18 protein-coding genes and 1 riboswitch are annotated in these 25,348 nt (G+C 74.8%); of the genes, 6 read left to right on the top strand and 12 right to left on the bottom strand.

What is annotated here, in order from left to right:
- Nucleotides 1-69: 69 nt before the first annotated feature.
- The 4 genes from BS73_RS23375 to BS73_RS23360 all read right to left on the bottom strand — a co-directional run bounded on the left by BS73_RS23375 (nt 70) and on the right by BS73_RS23360 (nt 4,779).
- Entirely contained in the window at nt 70-1,788 is a 1,719-nt protein-coding gene (locus BS73_RS23375; protein ID WP_152617694.1) for a hypothetical protein, read from the bottom strand.
- A 98-nt stretch (nt 1,789-1,886) separates the two neighbouring features.
- Entirely contained in the window at nt 1,887-3,542 is a 1,656-nt protein-coding gene (locus BS73_RS23370) for a hypothetical protein (RefSeq protein WP_037575545.1), read from the bottom strand.
- A 146-nt stretch (nt 3,543-3,688) separates the two neighbouring features.
- Nucleotides 3,689-4,405, bottom strand: coding sequence for a glycosyltransferase family 2 protein (locus tag BS73_RS23365; RefSeq protein WP_037575543.1), 717 nt, complete (start codon nt 4,403-4,405; stop codon nt 3,689-3,691).
- Entirely contained in the window at nt 4,402-4,779 is a 378-nt protein-coding gene (locus BS73_RS23360; RefSeq protein WP_037575540.1) for a DUF2304 domain-containing protein, read from the bottom strand. The genes BS73_RS23365 and BS73_RS23360 overlap by 4 nt, the downstream gene beginning before the upstream one ends.
- A 219-nt stretch (nt 4,780-4,998) precedes the next feature.
- On the opposite strand from BS73_RS23360, the gene BS73_RS23355 reads away from it, so the two are divergent.
- The 4 genes from BS73_RS23355 (at nt 4,999) to BS73_RS23340 (ending at nt 13,111) form a co-directional block, all read left to right on the top strand.
- A complete protein-coding gene (locus BS73_RS23355) occupies nt 4,999-6,561 on the top strand; it encodes a hypothetical protein (protein WP_037575538.1) in 1,563 nt (520 codons plus the stop codon).
- On the top strand, nt 6,558-8,141 hold the full coding sequence (locus BS73_RS34970; protein WP_051940337.1) for a glycosyltransferase family 2 protein: 1,584 nt from the start codon (nt 6,558-6,560) through the stop codon (nt 8,139-8,141). The genes BS73_RS23355 and BS73_RS34970 overlap by 4 nt, the downstream gene beginning before the upstream one ends.
- Nucleotides 8,142-8,255: 114 nt before the next feature.
- On the top strand, nt 8,256-11,900 hold the full coding sequence (locus tag BS73_RS23345; protein ID WP_037575535.1) for a bifunctional glycosyltransferase/CDP-glycerol:glycerophosphate glycerophosphotransferase: 3,645 nt from the start codon (nt 8,256-8,258) through the stop codon (nt 11,898-11,900).
- Nucleotides 11,897-13,111: a glycosyltransferase gene (locus BS73_RS23340; RefSeq protein ID WP_037575532.1), complete on the top strand. Its 1,215-nt coding sequence runs from the start codon at nt 11,897-11,899 to the stop codon at nt 13,109-13,111. The genes BS73_RS23345 and BS73_RS23340 overlap by 4 nt, the downstream gene beginning before the upstream one ends.
- 3 nt (nt 13,112-13,114) lie before the next feature.
- On the opposite strand, the gene BS73_RS23335 is transcribed toward BS73_RS23340, so the two are convergent.
- The 5 genes from BS73_RS23335 to BS73_RS23315 form a co-directional block, all read right to left on the bottom strand.
- Nucleotides 13,115-14,965 carry a hypothetical protein gene (locus tag BS73_RS23335; protein WP_051940334.1) on the bottom strand — a complete coding sequence of 617 codons (1,851 nt, stop codon included), beginning with the start codon at nt 14,963-14,965 and terminating at the stop codon, nt 13,115-13,117.
- 74 nt (nt 14,966-15,039) lie between these two features.
- Nucleotides 15,040-15,630, bottom strand: coding sequence for a 2'-5' RNA ligase family protein (locus BS73_RS23330; protein WP_235215502.1), 591 nt, complete (start codon nt 15,628-15,630; stop codon nt 15,040-15,042).
- A gap of 149 nt (nt 15,631-15,779) precedes the next feature.
- Nucleotides 15,780-16,817 (bottom strand): tryptophan--tRNA ligase, encoded by a 1,038-nt coding sequence (gene trpS / locus BS73_RS23325; RefSeq protein ID WP_084704289.1) that lies wholly within the window; start codon nt 16,815-16,817, stop codon nt 15,780-15,782.
- A gap of 13 nt (nt 16,818-16,830) precedes the next feature.
- On the bottom strand, nt 16,831-18,246 hold the full coding sequence (locus BS73_RS23320) for a hemolysin family protein (protein ID WP_084704288.1): 1,416 nt from the start codon (nt 18,244-18,246) through the stop codon (nt 16,831-16,833).
- 73 nt (nt 18,247-18,319) lie between these two features.
- On the bottom strand, nt 18,320-19,600 hold the full coding sequence (locus BS73_RS23315) for a serine hydroxymethyltransferase (RefSeq protein WP_037575527.1): 1,281 nt from the start codon (nt 19,598-19,600) through the stop codon (nt 18,320-18,322).
- 29 nt (nt 19,601-19,629) lie between these two features.
- A riboswitch (ZMP/ZTP riboswitch) is annotated at nt 19,630-19,725 on the bottom strand.
- Nucleotides 19,726-19,791: 66 nt separating this feature from the next.
- On the opposite strand from BS73_RS23315, the gene rocD reads away from it, so the two are divergent.
- Nucleotides 19,792-20,967, top strand: a complete 1,176-nt coding sequence (gene rocD, locus BS73_RS23310) for an ornithine--oxo-acid transaminase (protein ID WP_037575525.1) — start codon at nt 19,792-19,794, stop codon at nt 20,965-20,967.
- 115 nt (nt 20,968-21,082) lie between these two features.
- Here the strand turns inward: rocD and BS73_RS23305 are convergent, their stop codons facing one another.
- Nucleotides 21,083-22,003, bottom strand: a complete 921-nt coding sequence (locus tag BS73_RS23305; RefSeq protein ID WP_037575524.1) for a G1 family glutamic endopeptidase — start codon at nt 22,001-22,003, stop codon at nt 21,083-21,085.
- A gap of 270 nt (nt 22,004-22,273) precedes the next feature.
- Nucleotides 22,274-22,753 carry a carboxymuconolactone decarboxylase family protein gene (locus tag BS73_RS23300; protein ID WP_051940332.1) on the bottom strand — a complete coding sequence of 160 codons (480 nt, stop codon included), beginning with the start codon at nt 22,751-22,753 and terminating at the stop codon, nt 22,274-22,276.
- Nucleotides 22,754-22,802: 49 nt separating this feature from the next.
- Between BS73_RS23300 and pdxR the strand changes: the two genes are divergently transcribed.
- Nucleotides 22,803-24,239 carry a MocR-like pyridoxine biosynthesis transcription factor PdxR gene (gene pdxR, locus BS73_RS23295; RefSeq protein ID WP_037575520.1) on the top strand — a complete coding sequence of 479 codons (1,437 nt, stop codon included), beginning with the start codon at nt 22,803-22,805 and terminating at the stop codon, nt 24,237-24,239.
- Nucleotides 24,240-24,309: 70 nt separating this feature from the next.
- Here pdxR and BS73_RS23290 read toward each other — a convergent pair whose 3' ends face one another.
- Nucleotides 24,310-25,308: a malate dehydrogenase gene (locus BS73_RS23290; protein ID WP_037575518.1), complete on the bottom strand. Its 999-nt coding sequence runs from the start codon at nt 25,306-25,308 to the stop codon at nt 24,310-24,312.
- Nucleotides 25,309-25,348 lie beyond the last annotated feature (40 nt).

Below are 25,348 nucleotides of genomic sequence, written 5' to 3'. Positions count from 1 at the left end.
TCCGTCCCGCCCCCGGCCTGACGCCCCGCCACGCCAGGAGGCCCGGTAAGAACCGCCCCGCCGGAGGCGTCAGTCGCCGGCCATGACGCCGATCAGGTCGTCGAGGTTGCCCTTGAAGAGGTGGTCGGTGGGGGCCGGGTTGGGGACCGCCTTCGGCGTCGGCTCGTCGCAGCCGCCCTTGCCCTGGGTCTTCGCCCAGTACGGCGAGCAGCTCCCGTCCGGCTGGCGCAGCCGCTGCGCGTTCCAGGTCTCGCTGCCCGCGCTCTGCGCGCTGGGGCTGGTCGGCAGGAAGCGGTTGCCGGTCGAGGAGCCGATCATCGCGGTCAGCAGGGTCACCGAGGCCAGCGCCGCCACCACCGCCACCCGCCCCCGACGGGCCGTCATCTCCCGTACCGCACGGGTCCGTTCGCTCGCCAGCTTGGCCGCGTACACGCACAGCACCAGCAGGCAGTAGAGGATCAGGACGGTGGTCCTCGGGTACAGCTGGACCGCGTGGTCACGGGACATGTGCTGGGCGAACCACATCCGCATCAGCCACGCCCCGGCGGTGAACCCCGCCGCCGTCATCACCAGCGGCAGCCGCGGTCCGAGCGTCAGCGCGACCCCCAGCCCGGCGAGGAGCAGCAGGGTGAAGACCCCCACCCCGCCGAGCTCCCCCGGCGGCGGCCAGCTCAGCGTGGTGGCCCCGGCCGGCAGGTTGAACCTGAACATCGCGATGTACGTCGGCTCGATGTAGGTGTCGAAGTAGGCGTAGCGGTCGGTGGTCCCGGAGCTCGCCGAGGTGAGCAGCGGGATCAGGTTGACCGCCGAGACCAGGAAGGCGACCACCGCCGCGCCCGCCGCGTACCCCAGCGAGACCAGCCGGGCCCGGCGCCCGCGCGCCCACGGCACCGAGGCCAGCGCGGCGACCAGCATCCCCGGCGCGGCCCACACGTACCAGCCGGAGTAGACCAGGAACAGCACGCCGAAGCCGGCCCCGGCGAGCACCGCGCCGACGGCGTTCCGCCGCGGCCCGCGCCCCGCCGCCCGGCGCATCCCGCGCACGAAGCGGGCGAACAGCGGCACCAGCATGACCAGCACGATGTTGGTGTACGGCTTGTACGGCGCGATCAGCGGCATCGCCCCGACCACCACCATGGCCAGCGCCCACGGCGGACGGACCGTCAGCCGCCAGGCGGCGTACGCCGTGGGGCCGTAGAGCGCGGTGGTGAGGATCTCCATCTGCTGGAGTCCGTGCCAGGTGTTGCCCCCGGTGAACGCCTGCGACCACCAGGCCAGCAGGTACGGGAAGGCGGGCGGGTAGAAGGGCTGGATGCCCTTGCCGTGGATGATGTCCGTCGCCCAGGTGGCGAGCTGGCCGGTGTCCCCGTACTGGCCGTTCAGCGGCCAGACGGTGCCGCGCAGCGCGAACACCAGCGCCGCCGCGACCAGCGCGCTGGCCAGCCCGGCGAGCCCGGCGCAGGCCACCCGCAGCACCACCGGCCGGTAGCGGGTGAACCGGCCGCGCACGGTCGCGACGAGCGCGGCCAGCAGCACCACGGCGACCACCGCGAACCGGAACTGGAGCGCGGCGAGGGCGCTGACCTGGCCGATCCGCTCCATCGGATTGTCCGTCAGGTTCCTTGCCCAGTAGGTGAACCCGACCGCCACGCCGACGGCGACCACCAGCTCAAGGGCCGGGCCGCCGATCCGGCGGCGGTACCACCTCCGCCCGCCGGCCTCGTCCGGGTCCGCCCGACACCCCACCGTGGCCCCGCCCGGCCCGGCCGCCTCCTGCACCACATCCATGACGGGAGACCCTAAGCCCCGCAGGTAAGGCCGCGAAGCCGGCGCCCGGCCGCCCGGCGCGCCGTGCCCAGCGGAGCGGGCGGGCGGGCCGGGCGGGCTCAGCCGGCGGGCGGCCGGGAGGAGAACCCGAAGTCCGGGCAGCGCAGTCGGCCGGTGGTGTCGAAGGGCGGCGGCACCGGCCGGCGCGGGGCGGTCACGCAGCGGCCGCCGACCGCGTAGCGGGAGCAGCTGCCGCCGGGGTTGCGGAGGTGCTGGGCGATCCAGGCCGCGTTGCCCAGCACGGCCCGCCCGGGCACCGGGTGGACGGCGAGCACCGCGTCGGTCGCCGCGGACCCGGCGACCCCGCAGAAGAGCAGCGCGCCGAAGAGCAGCCCCACCGCGCCCCGGGCGGCGACGGCGCCCGCCGGGCCGCCGCCCCCAGGGCTGCCGCTCCCCGGCCCACCGCCCCAGTGCCGTACCAGCTCGCGGACGGCGAGCGAGGCGCCCAGCACCGTCAGGACCACCAGGGTGTACTGCACCTCGGCCTCGGTGTGGGTGAAGAGGTGGACGTCGGCGTCCCGGGCCATCCGGTGGGCGAGGTAGAACCGCAGCAGCCAGGCGCCGCCGAAGCAGGCCAGGGCCGCGCTCACGGCCGGTGTCCGGAGGCCGAGCGCGATCGCCGTCCCGGCGCCCGCCAGCAGCAGCGGCCAGGGGCCCGCGGTCAGCGGGAAGACGCCCACGGCCGCCGGGTCCGCCAGCGTCCAGGCGGAGCAGTAGGTGTCGTGGGTGCCGGCGGCGCCCAGCAGTTGGCGCAGGTACGCCCCGCCCACGGCGAGGAAGCCCGCGGCCAGGCCGGCCAGCAGCAGCGCCCCGCGCAGCAGGCCGGCCCGTCCGGAGCGCCAGGGCAGCGCGGCGGGCAGCAGCACCGCGAAGGCGGGGAAGGACCACACGTGCTGGCCCGCGTACAGCAGGAAGAGCAGCCCGAACGGCAGCCCCAGGCCGGCTCCCCGGGCGAACGCCCCGGCCCGGCCGAAGCCGGGCGAGAGCCGCAGCCACTGCACCGCCTTGGCGAGCAGCGGCACCACCATGACCAGCACCAGCAGCGGGTACGGCTTCTCCGGCGCGTTCAGCGCGTAGGCGCCGGCCAGCGCGACGGCCAGCGCGGTGAGCGGCGGCAGGACCGTCCGCCAGGCGAGGTAGCCGGCGGGGGCGACCAGCGCGGAGGCGGTGAGGAAGAGCGGTTTGAGGGCGGCGTTCGCGTCGTCGTGCTCGGCGTAGCGGGCGATCCAGGCCGCGAGGCGGGGGATCCCGGGCGGGTAGACGTTGTGGAACCGGCCGGTGCGCAGGACGTCGTCGGTCCAGGCGATCAGCCGGATGTTGTCCCCGCCCTGACCGAGCAGCGGCCAGCTGGTGCCGTGCAGTGCGAAGACCACGCCGCCGGCCAGCATTCCGCCGCCGAGGCCGGCCGCGGCGGCGGCGCAGAGGCGGACGGAGGACTCCCGGCGGCGGCCCCCGGCGCCGGCCGCGAGCCCCGCGACCACCAGCAAAACGATTCCGCAGAGGGCCAGCCGGAACTGCAGCGCGGCCAGCCCGCTGACCTGACCGACCCTCAGCACCGGGCTGTCGCCGATGGTCGTCGCCCAGGCGGCGAAGCCGAGGGCGGCGCCGACCGCGAGCAGCGCCTCCGCCACGGCGGGCCACCAGCGGGTCCGCAGCGCGGGACGCGCGGCGGGCGGCGCGACCTCGACCGGTTGACGGGGCAGCAGTGTGGTCATCCGGACCTCCCCGGGCGCAGCCGGGCGGCCCCCCGCCCGACCGCACTCCAACGACCGCCCACCACGGAGGACACGATTCGGTAGGGCAACCGGGTGACGCGTCGCCGCCGGGCGGCGCCGCCGGCGCGATCAGCCCGCCGGCGCGATCAGCCCGCCGGCGCCCGGCGGCCCATCGCCAGCGCGAGCACCAGCGCCGCGCGCAGCAGGTACACCAGCGCCCGCGTCGGCGACGCGGAGGGCCGGCCGGTGGTACGCGGGCGCATCGCCACCGGCACCTGACGGACCGTCAACCCGCAGCGCACCGCGCCGACCGTGCTCTCCACCGTGTCGCCCAGGTACTCGACCGGATACCACCGCGCGAACAGCTCGATGGTGCGCCGGTTGCAGGCCCGGAACCCTGAGGTGGTGTCGGTCAGCCGGGTCCCCGCGATCCGCGAGAGCACCGCGGAGAGCAGCCGCATCGCCCACCGCCGCGGCCCGCGCACCCGGTACGCGCCCTCACCGCTGAACCGCGCGCCGATCGCCAGGTCCGCCCCCGCGTCCAGCGCGCGCAGCAGCGCCGGCACATAGCCGGGATCGTGCTGGCCGTCGGCGTCGACCTGCACGGCCACGTCGTAACCGTGCTCGTGGGCGTAGCGGTAGCCGAGCCGCATGGCCCCGCCCACCCCGAGGTTGTACGGCAGCCTGGCCACCACCGCCCCCGCCGCCTCGGCGACCCCGGCCGTGCCGTCCGTCGAGCCGTCGTCGACGACCAGCGCGTCCGCCCCCGGCAGCCGCTCGGCCAGCTCCGCCAGCACGTCCGCCAGTCCCTCCGCCTCGTTCCAGGCCGGGAGGACGACCAGCACCCGCCGCTCGCCGATCACCGGACCGTCCCCACCGGGGCGTCCCCGGCCGCGGTCCGCCGGACCTCGGCCAGCTCGGTGCGGAGCAGCGCCACCTCCTCGGCGAGCGACCTGGTCTCCGCCTCCAGCCGGCTGGTCTCCCAGCTCAGATGCAGGCTGACCAGCAGGATCAGCACGAATCCGGAGAACAGCACCAGGCTCGCCCCGGAGGCGACGCCCATCGCGCCGGCCACCGAGTCCAGCAGCGAGGGATCGAAGCCGAGCGGCATCACGGCCAGGCCGATCAGCAGCCAGACCACGGCGTACTTCTCCCGCAGCTGTTGGCGGCGCAGCAGTTCGAGGATGCACAGCACGATCACCACGCTGGTGACCGAGGTGAGGACGGAGAGTTGCACAGCGGCCCGACCCTTCCTGGCGGCGGTGTGGTCCGAAGGACTACAACGAGCCCCGCCCGGGTCGGACGCGCGGGGTTCGCTCATCCGGGTGATCGGGCCGTGCCCGCCGCAACCTTCCGCCACCGGTCCCCCGTTGAAGCCGCTGGCCGGAGGGCCGCCTTTCGCCTCCCGCCCTGCCGCCTTTTCCGCCTCGGCGCCTCGGCGCCAGAGGAGAGTCGTATGAGCCTCAGCCCCCGCTTCACCCGCCTCAGGGACAGTGTCCTGATCCCGCGCGCCACCGCCCCACCGGAGCGACCGTCCGCCGGGCAGCGCGGAAAGGCCCCCGCAGGCGGTCCGCGCCGCCTGCGGGAGGGCCTGGAGCGCCGCCTGCCGGCGCCCGCGCGGCGGCTGCCCGCCGCCGTCTTCCTCGGCACCCTGGCCGTCCTCCTCGGCTGGTGGGCGGCGTTCTTCCCGGGGCTGCTCAGCTACGACTCGGTCGCCTACACCTGGCAGGTCACCACCGGGCACTGGATGGACAACCACTCGGTGCTCTACAACTGCCTGGTCTGGGCCGCCATCCGGCTGTCCGGTGGTCTCTGGCCGCTGACCCTGGCCCAGGTCGTCGCCGCGGCCGCGGTGCTGGCCTACACCTGCGTGGCACTGAGGGACCTCGGCGCCCGCGGCCGCCACTCGGCCGCGGCGGCGCTGGCCCTGGTGCTGCTGCCGGCCACCGGCACACTGCCGGTCTTCGTCTGGAAGGACTCGGCGTTCACGCTGTCCGCCGTCCTCTCCTTCGCCGCCGCGCTGCGGCTGCTGGCCCGCGTCCTGGACGGCCGGGCGGGGGTGCGGGACGCCGGCTTCTGGCGCCGGCTGGCCCTCCTCCAGGCGGGCTTCCTCGGCCTCGCGCTGTTCCGCAACAACAGCGTGCTGGTGGTGCTGGCGGCGGCGCCGCTGCTGATCGCGGGGCTGCCGCTGATGCGCCGCTGGGTGGCCGCCGCGGTGGCCGCGGCGACCGCCGTCTACCTGGTCCTCCAGTTCGCGGTGTACCCGGCGGTGGGCATCCAGATGCCGCGCACCGACCAGCTGTACGCCTTCAACTACGCCGACATCGCGGTCGCCTACGGCGAGTACCCGCAGACCTTCACCGCGGCCGACCGGCGGGTGATGGCCGAGGTCGCCCCGCTCTCGCACTGGGGCGGCCGGGGCGCCGACTGCTGGGACGTGGACGACACCATGGCCGCGCCCTTCGACCGGGCGGCCGCCGGGGCCCGCAACGACCAGCTGATGCGGATCTGGTGGCGGGTACTGGAGCGCACCCCGCAGGCGGTGGCCCAGGGCCACCTCTGCCGTGCTCAGATCGGCTGGGGCATCTGGCCCGGCCCGGCCGCGCGGGACGGCCAGACGATGATCTCCTCCCCGGTGGTCCCCGCCGACCTCTTCGGCTGGGCCGACTGGAGCAGCATGCGGCACAGCCGCTACCGAGCGGCGCTGACGCCCCGGCCCGTCGACCGTACGCTCCACCGACTCGCCGTCTGGTCCTACGAGTTGAGCACCGCCCGGCAGACCCAGTGGCTGCTCTGGCGGGGCGCCCTGTGGTGCTATGCCGCGTACGCGGTCGGCTGGGCCCTCGCCCGGCGGCGCGGATGGCGGACCGGCGCCGTGGTGATCGCCCTGACGGCCGGACTCCAGCTCTCCGTGCTGGCCGCCAACCCCGCGCCGCTGGCCCGGTACATGCTGCCGCCGGTCTTCCTCGGCGTCCTCGCCCTTCCGCTCCTCCGCACCAGAAGGCCGGTCCGACCATGACCGTGAACCCCCCGAGACCGCCGACGGTCAGCGTCGTCGTCCCGGTCTACAACGCCGCCGAGCACCTCGGCGAGTGCCTGGCGTCGATCGTCCGACAGTCCCTCGGCTTCGAGCGGATCGAGGTGCTGGCCGTGGACGACGGTTCGACCGACGGCAGCGGCGAGCTCCTGGACGACTGGGCCGCCCGCCACCCGGGCCGGATCCGGGTGCTCCATCAGCCCAACTCCGGTGCGCCCGGCGGCCCGCGCAACCGCGCGATCGAACTGGCCGCGGGCGAGTACCTGTTCTTCGCCGACCCCGACGACTACCTCGGCGACGAGGGCCTGGAGCGGATGGTGGCGGCGGCCGAGCGGCACGGGTCCGACGTCGTGCTCGGCCGGATCCGCGGGGTCGGCCGCAAGGCGCCGACCAGGCCGTTCGCCAGGGGGGCCGAGGTCGGGGACGTCCACTCCACCCATGCCGTCTGGTCGTTGACCGCGCACAAGCTCTTCCGGCGCTCGCTGGTCGAGCGGCACAAGCTGCGGTTCGCCGAGGGGGTGCGACTGGCCGAGGAGCAGCCGCTGGTGGTGCCGGCGTACTTCCTCGCCCGGTCGATCGCGGTGGTCCGCGACTACGACTGCTACCACCTGGTGCACCGCCCGGGGTTCGAGCATCTCACCCACCAGGTGCCGGAGCCGGCGGAGTTCTACGGGGTGGTGCGGGAGGCGCTGCGGGCGGTGGTGCAGTACACCGAGCCCGGACCGGGCCGGGACGCCCTCCTCCGGCGCTGGGCCGAGCAGGAGGTGCTGGGCCGCTTCCGGGCCGGGTTCCCGGACTGGCCGCGGGAGCGCCGGGAGGCCTACACCGAGGAGGCCGGGCGGATCGCCGCCGAGTTCCTCCCGGACGGGAGGATGACCGGGCTGCCGCCGCTCGGCCGGCTCCGGCTGGCGCTGATCCGCGAGCGCAGGACCGACGACCTGGTCCGGCTGGCCCGCTTCCAGTTCGGCCCCGGCGACTCCGGCGCCGAGGGCACCCGGCTCGAACTCCCGCGCGGCGGACGGCGGTTGGAGGTGACCGTGCGGACCGGCGTCCGGCTGCCGAAGGGCGTCCGGGTCGCCGACCTGCTGACCGGCGCCGAGCCGGACACCGCCGAACTGACCTTCCGCAGAACGCTGCCGGTACCGGACCGGCCGGGCCGCAGCGAGCCCCGGCTGCTGCTGCGCTCCCCCGCCGGCACGGGAGGCACCGGAGGCACCGGCGACGGCCGGACCAGGGACCCCGGGCCCGACCAGGACCTGCCCCTGCGGGTGGTCCGCGGCCGCCTCCCCGCCCCCCGGCCGCGGCTGCGCCTCCTCCCCAGGCCCGGCCTCCACCTCGTCTGGGTCGGCCGGCGGGGGACGGCTCCGCCGTCCTCCACGTCGGCGGCTCCCGAGCGGTCGCCGGAGCGCTGCTCAGGCGGCTGCACCGGCTGCTGCGCCGCCCGGACCGGCGCTAGCGCCGGACCACCTGGGAGGCCCACCCGGAAGGACCGTCCGGAAGGACCGTCCGGGACAAGCGTTCGCCGGTCAGTCCGGCCCCCACCGGCTCACGCTCGCGGGTGATACGCCCCGGCGCTGAGCAACCCAATCCGCGACGCACCGTTGCACTCGGAGAGGCGAGGCGAACCGCGTCCGCGACCTGCCAATACTCGCCGCAGCAAGAAGGGCCCGCAGCAGATGGCCACCCGACTTTCGATCGTCGTCCCGGTGCACAACGTCGAGCCGTACCTCGCCGAGTGCCTCGACTCCATCGCAGCGCAGACGATGGAGGACTTCGAGTGCCTGATGGTGGACGACGGGTCGACCGACGGCAGCCCCGCGATCGCGGAGAAGTACGCCGCCGCGGACCCCCGGTTCCGCTTCCACCGGCAGCAGAACCAGGGCCTGGGCGCGGCCCGCAACGCCGGCTTCGCCCGCTGCCGTCCGGACGCCCGCTACCTGGCCTTCGTGGACAGCGACGACACCGTGCCACCGGACGCCTACCGGCTGATGACGGACACCCTGGACGAAACCGGCTCCGACTTCGCCTCCGGCAACGTGATGCGCTTCCGCTCGGTCGGCGCCGTCCCGTCCGCGCTGCACCGCAAGGCCTTCGCCACCACCGCGCTGCGCACCCACCTCCGGGAGCGCCCGGAGCTGATCATCGACCGGACCGCCTGGAACAAGGTCTACCGGCGGGAGTTCTGGGACCGGCACAACTTCCGCTACCCGGAGGGGATCCTCTACGAGGACGCCCCGGTCAGCCTGCCCGGGCACTTCGCGGCCAGGGCGGTGGACGTCCTCTCCACCCCGGTCTACAACTGGCGGGAGCGCGAGGGCGGCAACCTCTCCATCACCCAGCGCCGGATCGACCCCCGGCAGATCCGCGACCGGATCGCCTCCATCGACCTGGTGCGGGACTTCCTGCTGCGCGAGTCCGGGGCCCGCCCGGCCGACGCCGGTGAACTGCTGCGGATCTACCAGGACAACCTCCTCAACGAGGAGATCCTCATCCTGGCCAAGCAGCTGCCGGCCGCCGACGAGGAGTACCGGAGGGTCTACCTGGAGCAGGTCGGCGCGCTGCTGCGGCGGATGGGCCCCGAGCCGATCGCCCGCTGCCTGGTCTCCACCCGGGTCAAGATGCACCTCACCGCCGAGGGCCGGCTCGACGAGCTCCTCCAGCTGTTCGCGTACGAGAAGGAGTTCCCCGGCGGGGTGCCGGTCGGCGGCGCGCTCCGGGCCCGCGCCGCCTACCCGTTCCTGGCCGGGCGCTCCGCGCTGCCGCCCGCGGTGGCCCGGCTCGACCGCGAGCTGGTGCTGCGCACCCGTCTCGACGCGGCGGTCTGGGCGGGCGAGACCCTCCGGCTGGAGGGCCGCGCCTACACCAAGTACCTGGGGGCCCGCCGGAAGTCCTCGACGCCGAAGGCGGTGCTGCTGCGCGAGCAGGGCAGCCGCCGCACGCTGCTGCTGCGCGCCCGCTCGACGCGGCACCCGTCGGCGACCGCCGAGTCCGGGCAGTCGCTGGTCAGCTGCGCCTGGGCGGGCTTCGAGACCGCGCTCGACGTGCGGCGGCTGCGCCGTGGCGGCCGCTGGGTGGAGGGCACCTGGCGGGTGACGGTGGCGGCGGTCTCCGGCGGGCGCCCGGCCCGCAGCCGGCTGAAGGCCGGCGCGAAGGGCAGCGGGGCGTATCCGCCGGCGCACTGGGTGGCGCCGGACGTCCGGATCGTTCCGCAGATCAAGGACCAGCACCTCTACCTGGCCGTGGAGCGGGTGCGCGTCCGGCTGGCGGCGGTGCGCCTGGCCGGCGACGGCACCGAGGGTTTCCTCCTCGACCTCGCGCTGGCCGGCGAACTGCCGTCGGAGGGCGCGGTGCTGGTGCTCACCCAGGCCAACTCGGGCCGCCGGATCGAGGCCGCCCTGGAACCGGCCCCCACCACCGGACCGGAGGGCGCACCGGGTCCGGAGGGCGCATCCGGCCCGGAGGGGGCGCCCGGCCCGGAGGGCACCCGCGGCTTCACCGCCCGGATCCCCGCCGCGGCCCTCACCGCCGCCCGCGGGCTCGGCCTCACCCGGCTCGGCTGGAACACCCGGCTGCACCTGGCCGACGGCAGCGACCTGCCGGTGGTGGTGGACGAGCGGGCCGACTGCGCCTCGGTCCAACTGCCGCTGCCGCCGGGCACCCTCCACGCCAAGCGCTCCCCGCAGGGCTACCTCCAGCTCACCGACCAGCCGGCCGCGATGGTCCTCCACTCCGTCTCCGCCCGCACCCGTGGGGCGCTCGAACTGGAGCTGAGCTGCCCGGGCCCGCGCGGCCGGCTGGTGCTGCAACGGGACTGGACCAAGGAGGAGCTGACCGTCCCGCTGCCGAAGCCGGGCCCCGGCGGCCGGTTCGCCGAGCGCTTCCAGGTGCTGCTGCCGCTGCACCCCGAGCCGGCCTACGAGGGCGAGAACCTGGCGCTCGCCCCCGGCGACTGGCAGCTGCTGCACCGGCCGGACGACCCGGCGACGGCCGGGCCGGCCGGCCAGGGCGCCGCCGAGGACACCTCCGAGGACACCCCGGTGCTGGCCGCCCCCGCCCTCCACCGCTCCCTCCCCGTCGAGCAGACCGCCCGCGGCGCCCGCACGGCGCTGGACCGGGTCGGCTACGACCGGGCGGTGCTCACCGTCCACCCCCCGCTTGATCGCGAGGCCGACAGCGCCTACGGCCGCCGCCGCCTGCAGACCGTCGACTACCCCGCCGCCCTCCGGCGGCCGCTGCGCGAGGCGGTGCTCTTCGACAACTTCAAGGGCGGCCCGTACGGCGACTCGCCGTGGGCGATCCACCGCGAGATGCTCGACCGCGGTCTCGACGTGGAGCACCTGTGGGCGGTCCGCGGCCCGCATGTGGCCATGCCGCCGAGCGCCCGGCCGGTGCTCTTCGGCAGCGCCGAATGGCACGAGGCGCTGGCCCGCAGCCGGTACGTGGTCGGCAGCACCCACTTCCCGCCGTGGATCCGCCGCCGCGAGGGCCAGGTGATCGTGCAGACCTGGCACGGCACCCCGCTCAAGCGGATCGGCTTCGACTTCGACAACGCCCACCTGGCCGGCGAGGACTACCTCTCCGAGATCGAGCGGGAGGCCCCGCACTGGAGCCTGCTGCTCTCCCCCAACCGGTTCTCCACCCCGCTGCTCCGCCGGGCCTTCCGCTACCAGGGCGAGGTGCTGGAGTCCGGCTACCCGCGCAACGACCTGCTGTACGCGGCGGACCGGGAGAAGACCGCCGACGCGGTGCGCCGCCGACTGGGGCTGCCGCCGGACAAGAAGGTGGTCCTCTACGCGCCCACCTGGCGGGAGGACCGGCGCCGGTTCAACGGCGGGGTGGCCCTCGACCTCTGCCTCGACCTGGACCACGCCAGGCGCGAGCTGGGGCGCGACCACGTGCTGCTGATCCGGCCGCACACCCACGTGGTGGAGAAGGTCCCGAACGCCGGCGACGGCTTCGTCTGGGACGTGGCGAGCTACCCGGACGTCACCGAACTCTTCCTGGTCGCCGACGTCCTGGTCACCGACTACTCGTCGCTGATGTTCGACTTCGCCCACACCGGCCGCCCGATGCTGTTCTTCACCTACGACCTGGAGTGGTACCGGGACATCCTGCGCGGTTTCTACCTCGACTTCGAACGGGAGGCCCCGGGCCCCCTGCTGAGCACCTCCGCCGAGGTCGTGGGCGCGCTGCGGAACCTCGGCGCCACCTCCGCGCGGTACGCGGACGCGTACGCGGGCTTCCGCGAGCGGTACTGCGACCTGGACGACGGGCGGGCCGCCGCCCGGGTGGTGGACCGGATGCTGGAGCTGGCCCGATGACCCCCCGCAGCGGGCCGCGCGGCGGGCCGCGCCCCCGGGACGTCTTCCTCGTCGTCAACGCCGCCGACGAGCTGGGCGGGGCCACCGCCTGGGCGCACACCATGGCCGGCCTCCTCGCCGGGCGCGGCCACCGGGTCCGGCTGGTCGGCATCGCCCCGGCGGCGCCCGAGCTCCGCCGCCCGCCGTCGCCGAGCGGCCCGCCCCCCGGCTACCAGGTGCTGACCCTCCACCCCCGGCACCCCGGGACGCCCTGGACCCCGCGCCGGCCGCTGGTCGCCGCCCTGCTGCATCCCCGGCGGGCGCTCGGCGCGCTGAGACGGCGGCAGCGCCGGGACGCGGCGGTACGCCGGTTCGACCGCCTGCTGGCCGGGGCCGAGCCCGGCGGCGTGGTCGTCAACGTGCAGATCTGGGCGATGGGCTGGACCTCCCGCACCCGCCGCAGGGGACTGCACACCATCGGGATGAGCCACGAGTCCTACCAGGCCACCGCCGACAGCTCCCGGCACGCCCGGGTGCTGAGCGGCTACGCCCGCTCCCAGGTGGACCGGATGCTGGTCCTCACCCGGGAGGACGCCGACGCCTGGATCACCGAGACCGGGATGAACCACGTCGGCGCCGTCCCCAACCCGCTGCCCTTCCCGCCGCCGGAGGAGCGGTTCCGGAGCTCCGCCAAGGTGGTCTCCGCGATCGGCAGGATCGCCCCGGAGAAGGGCCTGGACCAGCTGCTCGACGCCTGGTCGGAGCTCCACGAGTCGTTCCCGGGCTGGGAGTTGCGGATCCACGGCAGCGGCTCGGCCGCGTACACCGAGGAGCTGCGGCGGCGTGCCAAGGCCCTCCGGATCACCTCCTCGGTCACCTTCGCCGGGGGCACCGGCGACGTGCCCGGCGTCCTCGCCGGGACCGCCGTGCTGGCCCTCCCCTCCCGGGCCGAGGGCTTCCCGCTCACCCTGCTGGAGGCGATGTCCTGCGGGGTGCCCTGCGTGGCCTTCGACGTCGCCCCGGGAATCCGGGAGATCATCGAGGACGGGGTGGACGGCCTCCTCGCGCCGCCCGGCGACCTGCCCGCGTTCACCGACGCCCTCCGCCGCCTGATGGCCGGCCGGGAACTCCGGGACCGGCTGGGCGACAAGGCGTTCCACAGCATCCGCCGCTACTCGCCGGACGCCGTCCTCGACCAGTGGGAGCGCCTCTTCGAGCTGCTGGACCGCTGAGCGTCAGCGCGTCCGGCAGAGCTCCCGCTCGGCCGCGAACGGGTCCGCCGGGTAGCGGAAGAGGGTGCGCCGCCAGGCGCCGGTGAGGTTCCGCCAGAAGCGGCTCGGGGTGAGCGGCGCGCGGACCGAGCGCTGCAGCTCGGCCAGCGGGCCGCAGCGCAGGGCGGCCCTGGCCGCGTCCACCGCCCGCGGATCGACACCGCGCGGGGCGGGCCCGGCCGGGTCGCCGTAGTCCGCCGCGATCCAGGCCGCGGCGATCCGCCGGCTGTGCCCGGCCCGGCCGGCGGACCCGACCGGGCCTGCGGCCTGGTGGGCGGCGAGCGGATAGGAGAGGCCCAGCGGGTCGATGGAGGTCCCGTCCAGCGGGACGAGGTAGCCGCTCTCGCCGAGCACCGCATCGGCGAGCGCGATCCGGCCGGGCCGGCGCGGATCGAGCCGGAGCGCGCGGTAGACGGAGCCGTGGTCGGGCTGGAGGAGCAGTACCGGGCGCCCGGACCGCCGGGCGGCGGCCAGGTCGGCCCGCAGCCCGGGGTCGACGGACCGCCGGGAGCCCAGCGAGTCCGGATGCGGCTGGGACAGCACCCGCAGGTAGAAGGCGTGTTCGTCGACGACCTCGTACGGCCGCCCGGACGAGGCGGGCGGGCGCAGCCACAGCCCGCAGCCCAGCGCCCACACCGCGACGGCGGCGGCGACCGCCGCCGAGACCCGGTTGGCCGGTACCAGCAGCACCGGCAGCAGCACCAGGAGCAGGGCCTCCAGCAGCATCCGGCCGTGCATGAAGTCCCCGCCCACCCGGCAGACGTAGAGGGCGGAGGCCAGCCCGGCAGCCGGCGGGGCGGCCACCACGGCCACCCGGCGGCCGCGGACCCCACGCGGCCCGGACCGGCCCCGCAGGCCGCGGGCGGCGTACAGCGCCCACCCCGCGATCAGCAGCCCGGGCACCCAGAGCCAGTACGGCCCGGCGAGGTTGCCGAGGTAGGCGAGCCCGCGCGGCCAGACGCTGCCCCCGGCGTCCTTGGCCAGCGCCGGAAGCGGCACCAGGATCCCGTAGTAGCCGGCCCGGAAGAGCTCGTAGCCGGCCGGCAGCGCGAGGGCGCAGCCGGCGGCCGCGAGGGTACGCCGCCGTCCCGGCCGGGCGGCCAGCCACCAGGCCACCGCGAACACCCCGGTGACCAGCGCGAGATCGGGCCGCACCAGCGGCCCCAGCCCGAACAGCACCGCCCCGCCCGCCACCCGCGCCGCCGGGGGCGCTGCGGGCGCCGGGGGCGCCGGGGCCGGCCGCTCCGGGGCGGGGCAGCGGACCAGCACCCGCCAGCACAGCCCGATCCACAGCGTGCTCAGCCCGTTCTCCAGGCCGGAGGTCGCGAAGTCCCACTCCACCGCGAGGGCCGGCGGGACCAGCGCGCCCAGCGGCAGCAGCGGCGCGCCGGTGGACGCGCGGTACAGCAGCCGGGTCCCGTCCAGCGCGGCGAGCAGCCCGGCCGCGCTGCAGACCAGCCCCAGGACCACCGCGAGCAGCGCCGGGTCCACCCCGATCGGCCCGTCCACCCCGGCGACCAGCCACTGCCAGAGGGTGCCGGTGCCGGCCTCGGCCCGCTCGCCGGGGTTGGAGACCGGGCCGTGCCCGGCGAGGATCTGCCGCACCACCCGGGTGTAGATCAGGCCGTCGTCGGCCGCCCAGCGGTGCGCCCAGCCCAGCACGGCGAGGGCGGCGACCGGTCCGGCGAGCGCCAGCGGTTCCGCGCAGCGGCGTACCGCCGGCGCGGGCCGGCGGCGGCCGGCCGAGGGCCGCTCGCCCTCTCCGGGGCGGGGGCCGGGTCCGGGACCGGGGGCGGACAGCCGAAGCTGGGACATGCCTTCACCTGGTTCGGGGGCGCTCTTCACCAGGACCAACGAGCCGGACGGGCCCGGGAAACGGAGGGGCCGGCTCAGCCGGACAGGTCGAAGGCCCGCATCGGGCGCCAGACCTCGTCCGCGCCGAAGCGGTAGAGGGAGAACGAGGTGACCTCGAACTCCGCCCAGTAGCCGCGGAGTTCGCTCTCGGCCCGGATCAGCACGTCCTCCGGCAGCCCGTGCCCGACGGTGATGTGCGGGTGGTACGGGAAGGCCAGCTCCCGCGCCAGCGGCCCGGCCCGTACCGCGGCCTCCAGCACCCGGCACTCCCGCAGCCCCTGGTCCAGCTTGACGTAGGTGACCGGGGACACCGGGCGGAAGGTGCCGGAGCCGCGCAGCTGCATCCGGAACGGCGCCTGCCCGGCGGCGACCCGGCGCAGGTGCTCCCCGATCCTGGGCAGCGCCTCGGCCGCGAGCTGGGTCGGCGGGAGGAGGGTGACGTGGGTCGGGATGGCCCGGGCGAGCGGATCGCCGTAGCCCGCCCTGAGATCCTGGATCTCGGTGGCCCACGGCTCCGGGACGGCGATGGAGACCCCGATGACGGTGGGCGCCGCGACCACGGGCCGCGGTCCGGGCACCGTCGCCGCGACGCGGGTAGCGGTCTCCGACGTCGACTCGGGTATCACTCCGCGCCCACCTCCTCCGCCCATCGTCCGCTCATCTCCTCCCCCGGATCACCCGAGGAACCCCTGAAGCTGCCCAGACCCTAATACGACTCGGCCCCGAGGGGCAGCGAACCGGGCAAGGGCCGGAACACGTCCCCGGCGGGCCGGAGTCAGTGCCGGGAGGCCAGGAAGCCGATCCGCTCGTACGCCGCGGCCAGGGTGGGGCCGGCGACCGCGCGGGCCTTCTCGGCGCCCTGCGCCAGCACCTTGTCCAGCGCCGCCGGGTCGTCGAGGAACTCGTTGGTCCGGCGCTGGAACGGGGTGACCCACTCCACGAACAGCTCGGCCAGCTCGGTCTTCAGGGCGCCGTACATCTTGCCCTCGAAGTGCGCCTCCAGCTGCTCGACGGTCTGCCCGCTCATCGCGGAGTGGATGCGCAGCAGGTTGGAGACGCCAGGCTTGCCCTCCTCGTCGTACCGGATCACCGTCTCGGTGTCGGTGACGGCGCTCTTGAACTTCTTGGCGCTGGTCTTCGCGTCGTCCAGCAGGTTGACGATGCCCTTGGGCGAGGACGCCGACTTGGACATCTTCACGCCCGGGTCCTGGAGGTCGTAGATCTTGGCGGTGGCCTTGGGGATGAAGGCGGTCGGCACGGTGAAGGTCTGCCCGTAGCGGTGGTTGAAGCGCTCGGCGAGGGTGCGGCTCAGCTCCAGGTGCTGCCGCTGGTCCTCGCCGACCGGGACCTCGTCCGCCTGGTAGAGGAGGATGTCGGCGACCATCAGGTCCGGGTAGGTGAAGAGGCCGACCGAGGTGTGGTCGTTGCCCTGCTTCGCCGACTTGTCCTTGAACTGGGTCATCCGGGCGGCCTCGCCGAAGCCGGTGATGCAGTTCATCACCCAGGCCAGCTGGGCGTGCTCGGGGGCGTGCGACTGGACGAAGAGGGTGCAGCGCTCCGGGTCGAGCCCGGCGCCCAGCAGCTGGGCGGCCGAGACCCGGGTGTTCTCGCGCAGCTGCGCGGGGTCCTGCTCGACGGTGATCGCGTGCTGGTCGACGACGCAGTAGAAGGTGTCGTGGGTGTCCTGCATGTCGACCCACTGCCGGACCGCGCCGAGATAGTTGCCCAGGTGGAAGGAGCCGGAGGTCGGCTGGATCCCGGAGAACACGCGGGGGCGGTCGTTGGCTGCGGCGCTGGCGCGATCAGTCGTCATGACCCTCATTCTCTCAGGCCTGCCCCACTGCTCCGTCCTGACCGGGCGTGGCCGGCGTCACCGGCTGCCCGCCCGCCGGGGGCGCGGCCGGCGCCCCCGCCGACGGGCTCGCGCTGACCCGGACCCGGTCCACCCGCCGCCCGTCCATCCGGGCCGCGCTCAGCCGGTAGTCGCCCCGCGGGGTCTGCACCTCCACCTGGTCGTCGGCGGCGGGCAGCCGGCCGAGGATGCAGACCAGATAGCCGGCGACGGTCTCGTACGGGCCCTCGGGCAGCTCGATCCCGGTCTCCTGCTCGAAGTCGTTGAGGTTGAGCAGCCCGTCGACCTCCATGCCGCCGCCGGCCAGCCGGCGGCTGGCGGACTCCTCGGTGTCGTACTCGTCCCGGATCTCCCCGACCACCTCCTCGACCAGGTCCTCCAGGGTGACGATGCCGGCCGTGCCGCCGTACTCGTCGACGACGATCGCCAGATGGCTGCCCTCGCGGCGCATCTCGGACATCGCCGGGAGGACCCGCTTGGTGGCCGGCAGCAGCTTGATCGGCCGGGCGAGCTCGCGGACCGTCCGCGGCGGCTGCTGCCCGTCGGCGGCCGCCCCGCCGCCGGCCGGCTCCCCGGCCTCCGCCCGGTAGAGGTCGCGGACGTGGACGAACCCGATCACCGCGTCGTACGAGCCGTCGACCACCGGGTAACGGGAGTGGGGGTAGGCGGCGACCTCCCCGCGCACCTGCTGGACCGGCTGGTCGCCGTCGAGGAAGGTGACCTCGGTGCGCGGCAGCATCACCTCGCGCAGCTGCCGCTCCCCGGCGGCGAACACGTCGTTGATCAACTCCCGTTCGTCGCTGCCGAGTTCGGTGTTGGAGGCGACCAGTCCGCGCAGCTCCTCGGAGCTCATCGCGTCCCGCCCGGCCTTGGGGTCGCCGCCGAGCAGCCGGACCATCAGGTTGGTGGAGCGGCCGAGCAGCCAGATGGCCGGCCGCAGCACCACCGAGATGAGGTCCACCACCGGGGCGACCAGCACCGCGATCGGCTCGGCCCGCTGCAGCCCGATCCGCTTCGGCGTCAGCTCGCCCAGCACCAGGGACACATACGAGATGACCAGGGTGAGCGCGACCAGTGCGACGGTGTCCGCGACGCCCTTGCTCAGCCCCCAGTCCACGAAGTAGGGGGAGACCTTGCCGGCCAGGGTGTCCGCGCCGAAGGCCGCCGAGAGGAAGCCCATGCAGGTCACCCCGACCTGGACGGCCGCGAGGAAGCGGTTCGGGTCGGAGGCGAGGTGGGCGGCGCGGCGGCCGCGCTTGCCCCCGGTCTCCTCCAGGCCCCGGATCTGCCCCTCCCGCAGCGAGATCAGCGAGATCTCCGCGATGTTGAACAGCCCGCCGACGACGATGAAGAGCAGGACGAGCACCACGTCCTGAACGGTTTCGCTCACGGAGGCAGTCTAGGAACACCGCGCGCCCGCCCGGCCTCGGGCCGTGCCCGGCGGCGGGGGGCGCGTCAGCGCTTCACCGGGCGAGACCCGGCGCCGGCCACGCCGCCATCAGCTCCGCGACCTCCGCGCGGACCTTGCCGACCTCGGCCTCGGTCTGCGCCTCGCCGACGGCGACCGCCCCGACCACCCGGTCGATCCACTCGGCGACCTGGCCCATCGCCGAGACCGGCACCCCGCGGGAGGTCAGCGACGGCGTGCCGATCCGGATCCCGGACGGGTCGAACGGCTTCCGCGGGTCGTACGGCACGGTGTTGTAGTTGACCACGATCCCGGCCCGGTCCAGCGCCTTGGCCGCCGGCTTGCCGGCGACGCCCTTCCCGGTGAGGTCGATCAGCAGCAGGTGGTTGTCGGTGCCGCCGGAGACCAGCTCGAAGCCACGCCCGGCCAGTTCCTCGCCGAGCGCCTTGGCGTTCGCCACCACGTCCGCCGCGTACTTCCGGAAGTCCGGTCCGGAGGCCTCCTTCAGCGCGACCGCGATCGCCGCCGTGGTCTGGTTGTGCGGTCCGCCCTGCAGCCCGGGGAAGACCGCCCGGTCGATCGCCTTGGCGTGCTCGGCGGTGGACATCAGCATGGCCCCGCGCGGCCCGCGCAGGGTCTTGTGGGTGGTGGTGGAGATGACGTCCGCGTGCCCCACCGGCGACGGATGCGCCCCTCCCGCGACCAGCCCGGCGATATGCGCGATGTCCGCCACCAGCACCGCGCCGACCTCCTGCGCGATCCCGGCGAAGGCCGGGAAGTCGATGGTCCGCGGCACCGCCGTGCCGCCGCAGAAGATCAGCTTCGGCCGCTCGGCCAGCGCCAGCTCCCGCACCTGGTCGAGGTCGACCCGGCCGGTGTCGCGGCGGACGCCGTACTGCACGCCCCGGAACCAGCTGCCGGTCGCGGAGACCCCCCAGCCGTGGGTGAGGTGGCCGCCCATCGGCAGCGACATCCCGAGCACGGTGTCCCCCGGCTTCAGGAAGGCCAGGTAGACGGCGAGGTTGGCGGGCGAGCCGGAGTACGGCTGGACGTTGGCGTGCTCGACGCCGAACAGCTCCCTGGCCCGGTCCGCGGCCAGCCGCTCGACCTGGTCGATGACCTGCTGGCCCTCGTAGTAGCGCTTTCCGGGGTAGCCCTCGGAGTACTTGTTCTGCAGCACCGTCCCGGAGGCCTCCAGCACGGCCTGGGAGACGTAGTTCTCGCTGGGGATCAGCCGCAGGGTCTCGGCCTGCAGCCGCTCCTCGGCGCCGACCAGCTCGGCCAGCTCGGGATCGGTGGCGGCGAGGGCGGGGTGGTGCGGGTGGGGACTGCTCATGAGGCCATGCCTCCCGGGTCGACGACGGACCCGGATGCCCAGGCGGACGGCATTCCGGTGGATACCTGCTCGGCCGCTTCCTCGTGGTCGGTTCCACGTAGTAGACGCCAGTCGCGGCCTCGCCTCAGACCACCCACTCTACCGGGCGCCGCCCAGGTGGGAGCGCACCGCCGGGCGGGAAGAACCGGGACATGGACGACGCGACCGTGCACAACTACCACCCGCTGCCGGTGGTCATCGAGTCCGCCGAGGGCGCCTGGGTGACCGACACCGCAGGGCGCCGCTACCTGGATCTGCTGGCCGGATACTCGGCGCTGAACTTCGGGCACCGCCACCCCCGCCTGATCGCGGCCGCAGAGCGGCAGTTGGGCCGGGTCACCCTCACCTCCCGGGCCTTCCAGCACGACCTCTTCGCCCCCTTCTGCGAGCAGCTGGCGGACCTCTGCGGGATGGAGGCGGTACTGCCGATGAACACCGGCGCGGAGGCGGTGGAGACCGCGATCAAGACCGCGCGGAGGTGGGCCTACCGGGTCAAGGGGGTGCCGGCGGACACCGCGAAGATCGTCGCCGCCCGGGGCAACTTCCACGGCCGGACCACCACGATCGTCGGCTTCTCCGACGACGAGGAGGCCAGAGACGGCTTCGGCCCCTTCACTCCCGGCTTCGAGCTGGTCCCGTACGGGGACGTGGAGGCGCTCTCCGCGGCGGTGGACGACCGCACCGCGGCCGTGCTGCTGGAGCCGATCCAGGGCGAGGCGGGCGTCATCGTCCCCCCGCCGGGCTATCTCGCCGAGGCGCGGCGGATCACCGAGGAGCGCGGCGTCCTGCTGATCGCCGACGAGATCCAGTCCGGGCTGGGGCGGACCGGGCGCACCTTCGCCTGCGAGCACGAGGGCGTCGTCCCGGACGCCTACATCCTCGGCAAGGCGCTGGGCGGCGGCGTGCTGCCGATCTCCGCGGTGGTCTCCTCACGGGCCGTCATGGACGTCTTCACCCCGGGCAGCCACGGCTCCACCTTCGGCGGCAACCCGCTGGCCTGCGCGGTCGCGCTGGAGGTGATCGCGCTGCTGCGCACCGGCGCGTACCAGCGGCGGGCGGCGGAGCTGGGTGCCCGCCTCCACCGCGAGCTGGCCGAACTCGCGGACGGCGACTGGCCGGTGACGGCGGTGCGGGGGCGCGGGCTGTGGGCCGGCGTGGACGTCTCCCCCGCGGTCGGCACCGGCCGCGAGATCTGCGAACGCCTGATGGCCCGGGGCGTCCTGGCCAAGGACACCCACGGCTCCACGATCCGCGTCGCGCCGCCGCTGGTCATCAGCGAGGAGGACCTCTCCTGGGCCCTGGCGCAGCTGCGAGGGGTGCTGGGCTGAGGCCTCGGGGCCGGCCCCGGGCCCCGCGCGTCGCGCCCTTCGGGCTCACGCGGGGCCGGGGCGGCCGGGCCGCGGGGCCGAGGCGGAGGCGGAGGCGGAGGCGAGAACGCCCGCCTCACACGCCGGTGTACGAGATCTTGAAGGAGTCGGTGTCCGCTTCGAAGGTCGGCGCGGAGACGACCGTCACGCCGTCGTTGGCCACCATGGAGACCGGCGTCCCGAGCCCGATCGGGCAGGACTGCCCGCCCGCCGTGTACGCGATGGTGTCGTCGAAGAACACCTCGCCGTACCGCGGCAACGTGGCCAACTGCCCGTTCACCTCCGGCCGTTCGACGATCGCCTCGGCGCTGTTCCCGACCAGCACCGTCCCGTCCGGGGCCGAGAACGAGAAGTTGGTGTACTGCATCGAGGTCAGGTCCCCGATCGACATCCACGCCGTGTTCGGCGCCGTCGCGCACAGCAGCAGCGAGACCACGTCGCCCGGACTGACCGGGAAGTTGTCGATCGCGATCGAGTAGTTGGGGAACCACTCGAACCAGGCGTAGCAGTTCCCGCCGGGGTCGGTCTCGGTCCCGGCCTGCATCACGTCCGGCGACTCGTCTCCGTCGATGCCGAGCCAGGCGGAGGAGTACTGCGCACCGCCCGCCGGCGACTCGTAGGTCTGCGGCACGGTCCACGAGCCGGTGATCCAGCTGAAGCTGTCCCCGCTGCCGATCAGCAGCACGGAGCCGGACCAGTTCGCCGAGGTCGCGTTGAGGTGCCCCTGGGTGCCCTTCCGGGTCCGCTGGTTCGGCGCGTGCCGGTGCTCCAGCGGACGGAAGGTCGGCGTGACGTGGGCGAGCTTCGGGTACGCGCGGAAGGCCTCCACCCACCGCGCGGAGATGTGCGGTTCGCGCTCCGGGTCCGGGCGGCGCGGGAAGCCGTGCTGCTCCAGCTGCGCGGGGCTGGCCTGCATCGGGTCGAAGCCCTTGGGCGGCAGCGGGAAGGTGCGGACGGTGACCCGTCCGAAGGTCTGCGAGTGCTGTTGCTGAGGCATGCCGGCACTCCTCATCGAGTGCGAGAAGCCGAGAGGGCGAAAGGGCGGGCGCACGCCCACTGCGGCGCGCCGCGCCTGCCCGGCGCGCGCGCCGCCGACCGGAAGTGAAGACCCCCGTCCCCGACCGACACCGGTCTCCGTCGGGGTCCGTCCGCAGCGTGTCGCTCGCCTCGGTGGCTGTCAATCGACTGGACGCCCGGTACCGGTCCGGCTACCGCCCCCGGCCGACCCGCCCCTCCCCGAAACCGCCCGGCCCTTTCGGACCGGCCGTCAGTCCCGCGCCGGGGGCGCCAGCCTGGTGCTGACGGCGATCCGGTTCCACGCGTTGATGGTGACGCAGACGGCCAGCAGGGCGGCCAGCTCCTGCTCCCCGAAGAGCTTCGCGGCGGCCTCGTACTCCTCGTCCGGCACCCCGCCCTCGGAGATCCGCGCCATCCGCTCGGCGACGGCCAGCGCGGCCCGCTCCCGGGCGGTGAAGAAGGGCGCCTCGCGCCAGGCGGGGAGGACGTGGAGGCGGTACTCCTCCTCCCCGGCCCGGCGGGCGTCGGTGGTGTGCATGTCCAGGCAGAAGGCGCAGCCGTTGATCTGCGAGATCCGGACCTTCACCAGCTCGGCGATCACCGGGTCGAGATGCCGCCTGGACTCCTTCTCCATCCTGAGCACGGCGGCGTAGAAGTCGGGGAGCTGCTCCTGGAGGTCCATCCGGCGCTCGTGGCCGGTGTCGATACGCGGTTCGCTGCTGTCGTTCATGCCCCCAACCTAAGCCGCGATTGTCATAGCCGCGTGGTCCACTTGGGGCATGGATTCGTGGGCCAATCGCGAGCTCGGTTTCGACCTCCACCTGCCCGGCGATCGCGGCACCCGCGCCGGCCTGGAGGACGCGCTGCGCGCCGCCATCCGGGAGCAGCGGCTCTCGCCGGGGGCGCGCCTGCCGTCCTCGCGCGCCCTCGCGGCCGACCTCGGCCTGGCCCGCAACACCGTGGCCGGGGCCTACGCCCAGCTCACCGCCGAGGGCTGGCTGACGGCCCGTCAGGGCTCCGGCACCCGGGTGGCCGAGGCCGAGGAGCTCTCCGGCAGCCCCGTACGGCTCGGCGGCGAGCCGATACCGGCCGTCCCCGCCACCCTCGGCCAGGCCTTCCCCGGCCGCCGCCCGATGCCGTACGACCTGCGCCCGGGCACCCCGGACCTCTCGCTCTTCCCGCGGGAGCGCTGGCTCGCGGCGGCCCGCCGGGCGCTGTCCTCGGCGTCCCGGGAGGCGCTCGGCTACGGGGACCCGCGCGGGCTGCCCGCCGTCCGCGCCGCCCTGGCCGAGTACCTGGCCCGGGTCCGCGGGGTGCGCGCGAGCCCCGAGCGGATCGTGGTCTGCGCCGGGTACGTCCAGGCGGCCGGGCTGTTCGCCCGGGCCCTGGCCGCCCGGGGCGCGCGGCGGGCCGGGGTGGAGGCGCTGGGCCTCCCGGACATCCGCGAGACCGTCGCCCGCGGCGGACTCGCCCCGGTCCCGCTGCCGGTGGACGAGCACGGGGCACAGACCGCGGCCCTGCTGGACGCCGATCCGGACGCCGCCCTCCTCACCCCCGCCCACCAGTTCCCGACCGGCGTGGCGCTCGCCCCGGACCGCCGCACCACCGCCGTCTCCTGGGCCCGGGCGGCGGACGGATACCTGCTGGAGGACGACTACGACGGCGAGTTCCGCTACGACCGCCAGCCGGTCGGCGCCCTCCAGGCGCTCGCCCCCGACCGGGTGGCCTACGCCGGCACGGCGTCCAAGTCCCTGACGCCTGGCCTCCGGCTGGGCTGGCTGGTGGTGCCGCCCGCGCTGCTGGAACCGGTCGTCGAGGAGAAGCGCCACGCCGACCGCCAGCATGGCGTCCTCGACCAGCTGACCCTCGCCGACTTCCTCTCCTCCGGCGACTACGACCGCCAGGTCCGCCGGGCCCGCGCGCACTACCGCCGCCGGCGGGACACCCTGGTCTCGGTCCTCGCGCCGACCGGCGCCCGGATCACCGGCATCGCCGCCGGCCTCCACGCGGTGGTCGAACTGCCGGCGGCCGCGCCACCGCTGCCCGACCTGGTCCGCGCCGCCGCGGCCCGCGGCCTCGGACTGGAACCGCTCAGCTCCTTCGGCGCCGCGCCGGAGACCCGCGCCTTGGCCGTCGGCTACGCCACCCCGCCGGAGCACGCCTACCGCGGAGCCCTGGAACGCCTGGCCGCCGTCCTCGACGGCCCGCGCCCCTGAGCTCGCGGCCCGTGGGGGCCGGAACTCAGGGGCGCGGGAAGAGGACTGCGACCAGAGGAGAACTGCGCGATCAGATGAGGCCGAGGCCCCGCACCGCCTCGCGCTCCTCCGCCAGCTCGTTGACGGACGCGTCGATCCGCCCGCGCGAGAACTCGTTGATGTCCAGACCCTGGACGATCTCCCACTTGCCGTCCCGGGTGGTGACCGGGAAGGAGGAGATCAGGCCCTCCGGCACCCCGTAGGAGCCGTCGGAGACGACGCCCATCGAGGTCCAGTCGCCGGCGGCGGTGCCGTTGGTCCAGGTGTACACGTGGTCGATGGCGGCGTTCGCCGCGGAGGCCGCGGAGGAGGCGCCGCGGGCCTCGATGATCGCCGCACCGCGCTTGGCGACGGTCGGGATGAAGTCCTCGGCCAGCCACTTCTCGTCGTTGACGACCTCGGCCGCGTTCTTCCCGGCGATCTCCGCGTGGAAGATGTCGGGGTACTGGGTCGCCGAGTGGTTGCCCCAGATGGTCAGCTTCTTGATCTCGGTGACCGAGACGCCGGCCTTCTTCGCCAGCTGGGTCAGCGCGCGGTTGTGGTCGAGGCGGGTCATCGCGGTGAAGCGGTCGGCCGGGACGTCCGGCGCGGCGGCACGGGCGATCAGCGCGTTGGTGTTGGCCGGGTTGCCGACCACCAGGACGCGGATGTCGTCGGCGGCGTGGTCGTTGATGGCCTTGCCCTGCGGCTTGAAGATGCCGCCGTTGGCCTCCAGGAGGTCCCCGCGCTCCATCCCCTTGGTCCGCGGGCGGGCGCCGACCAGCAGGGCGACGTTCGCGCCGTCGAAGGCCACGTTCGGGTCGTCGCTGATCTCGATCCCCTGGAGGAGCGGGAACGCGCAGTCGTCCAGCTCCATCGCGGTGCCCTCGGCGGCCTTCACCGCCTGCGGGATCTCCAGCAGGCGCAGCTTGACCGGCGTGTCCGCGCCCAGCAGCTGACCGGAAGCGATGCGGAAGAGCAGCGCGTAACCGATCTGGCCGGCCGCACCGGTGACGGTTACGTTGACGGGAGTGCCGGGAGTCCGGGTCATCTGTGACTTCTCCTGCGTTGCCTGGTGGTGGTCAGGTACG

Source organism: Phaeacidiphilus oryzae TH49 (assembly GCF_000744815.1).
Taxonomy (GTDB): Bacteria; Actinomycetota; Actinomycetes; order Streptomycetales; family Streptomycetaceae; genus Phaeacidiphilus; species Phaeacidiphilus oryzae.
The sequence above is the reverse complement of the archived record's forward strand: the minus strand, read 5'-3'. Positions and strand labels throughout refer to the sequence as shown.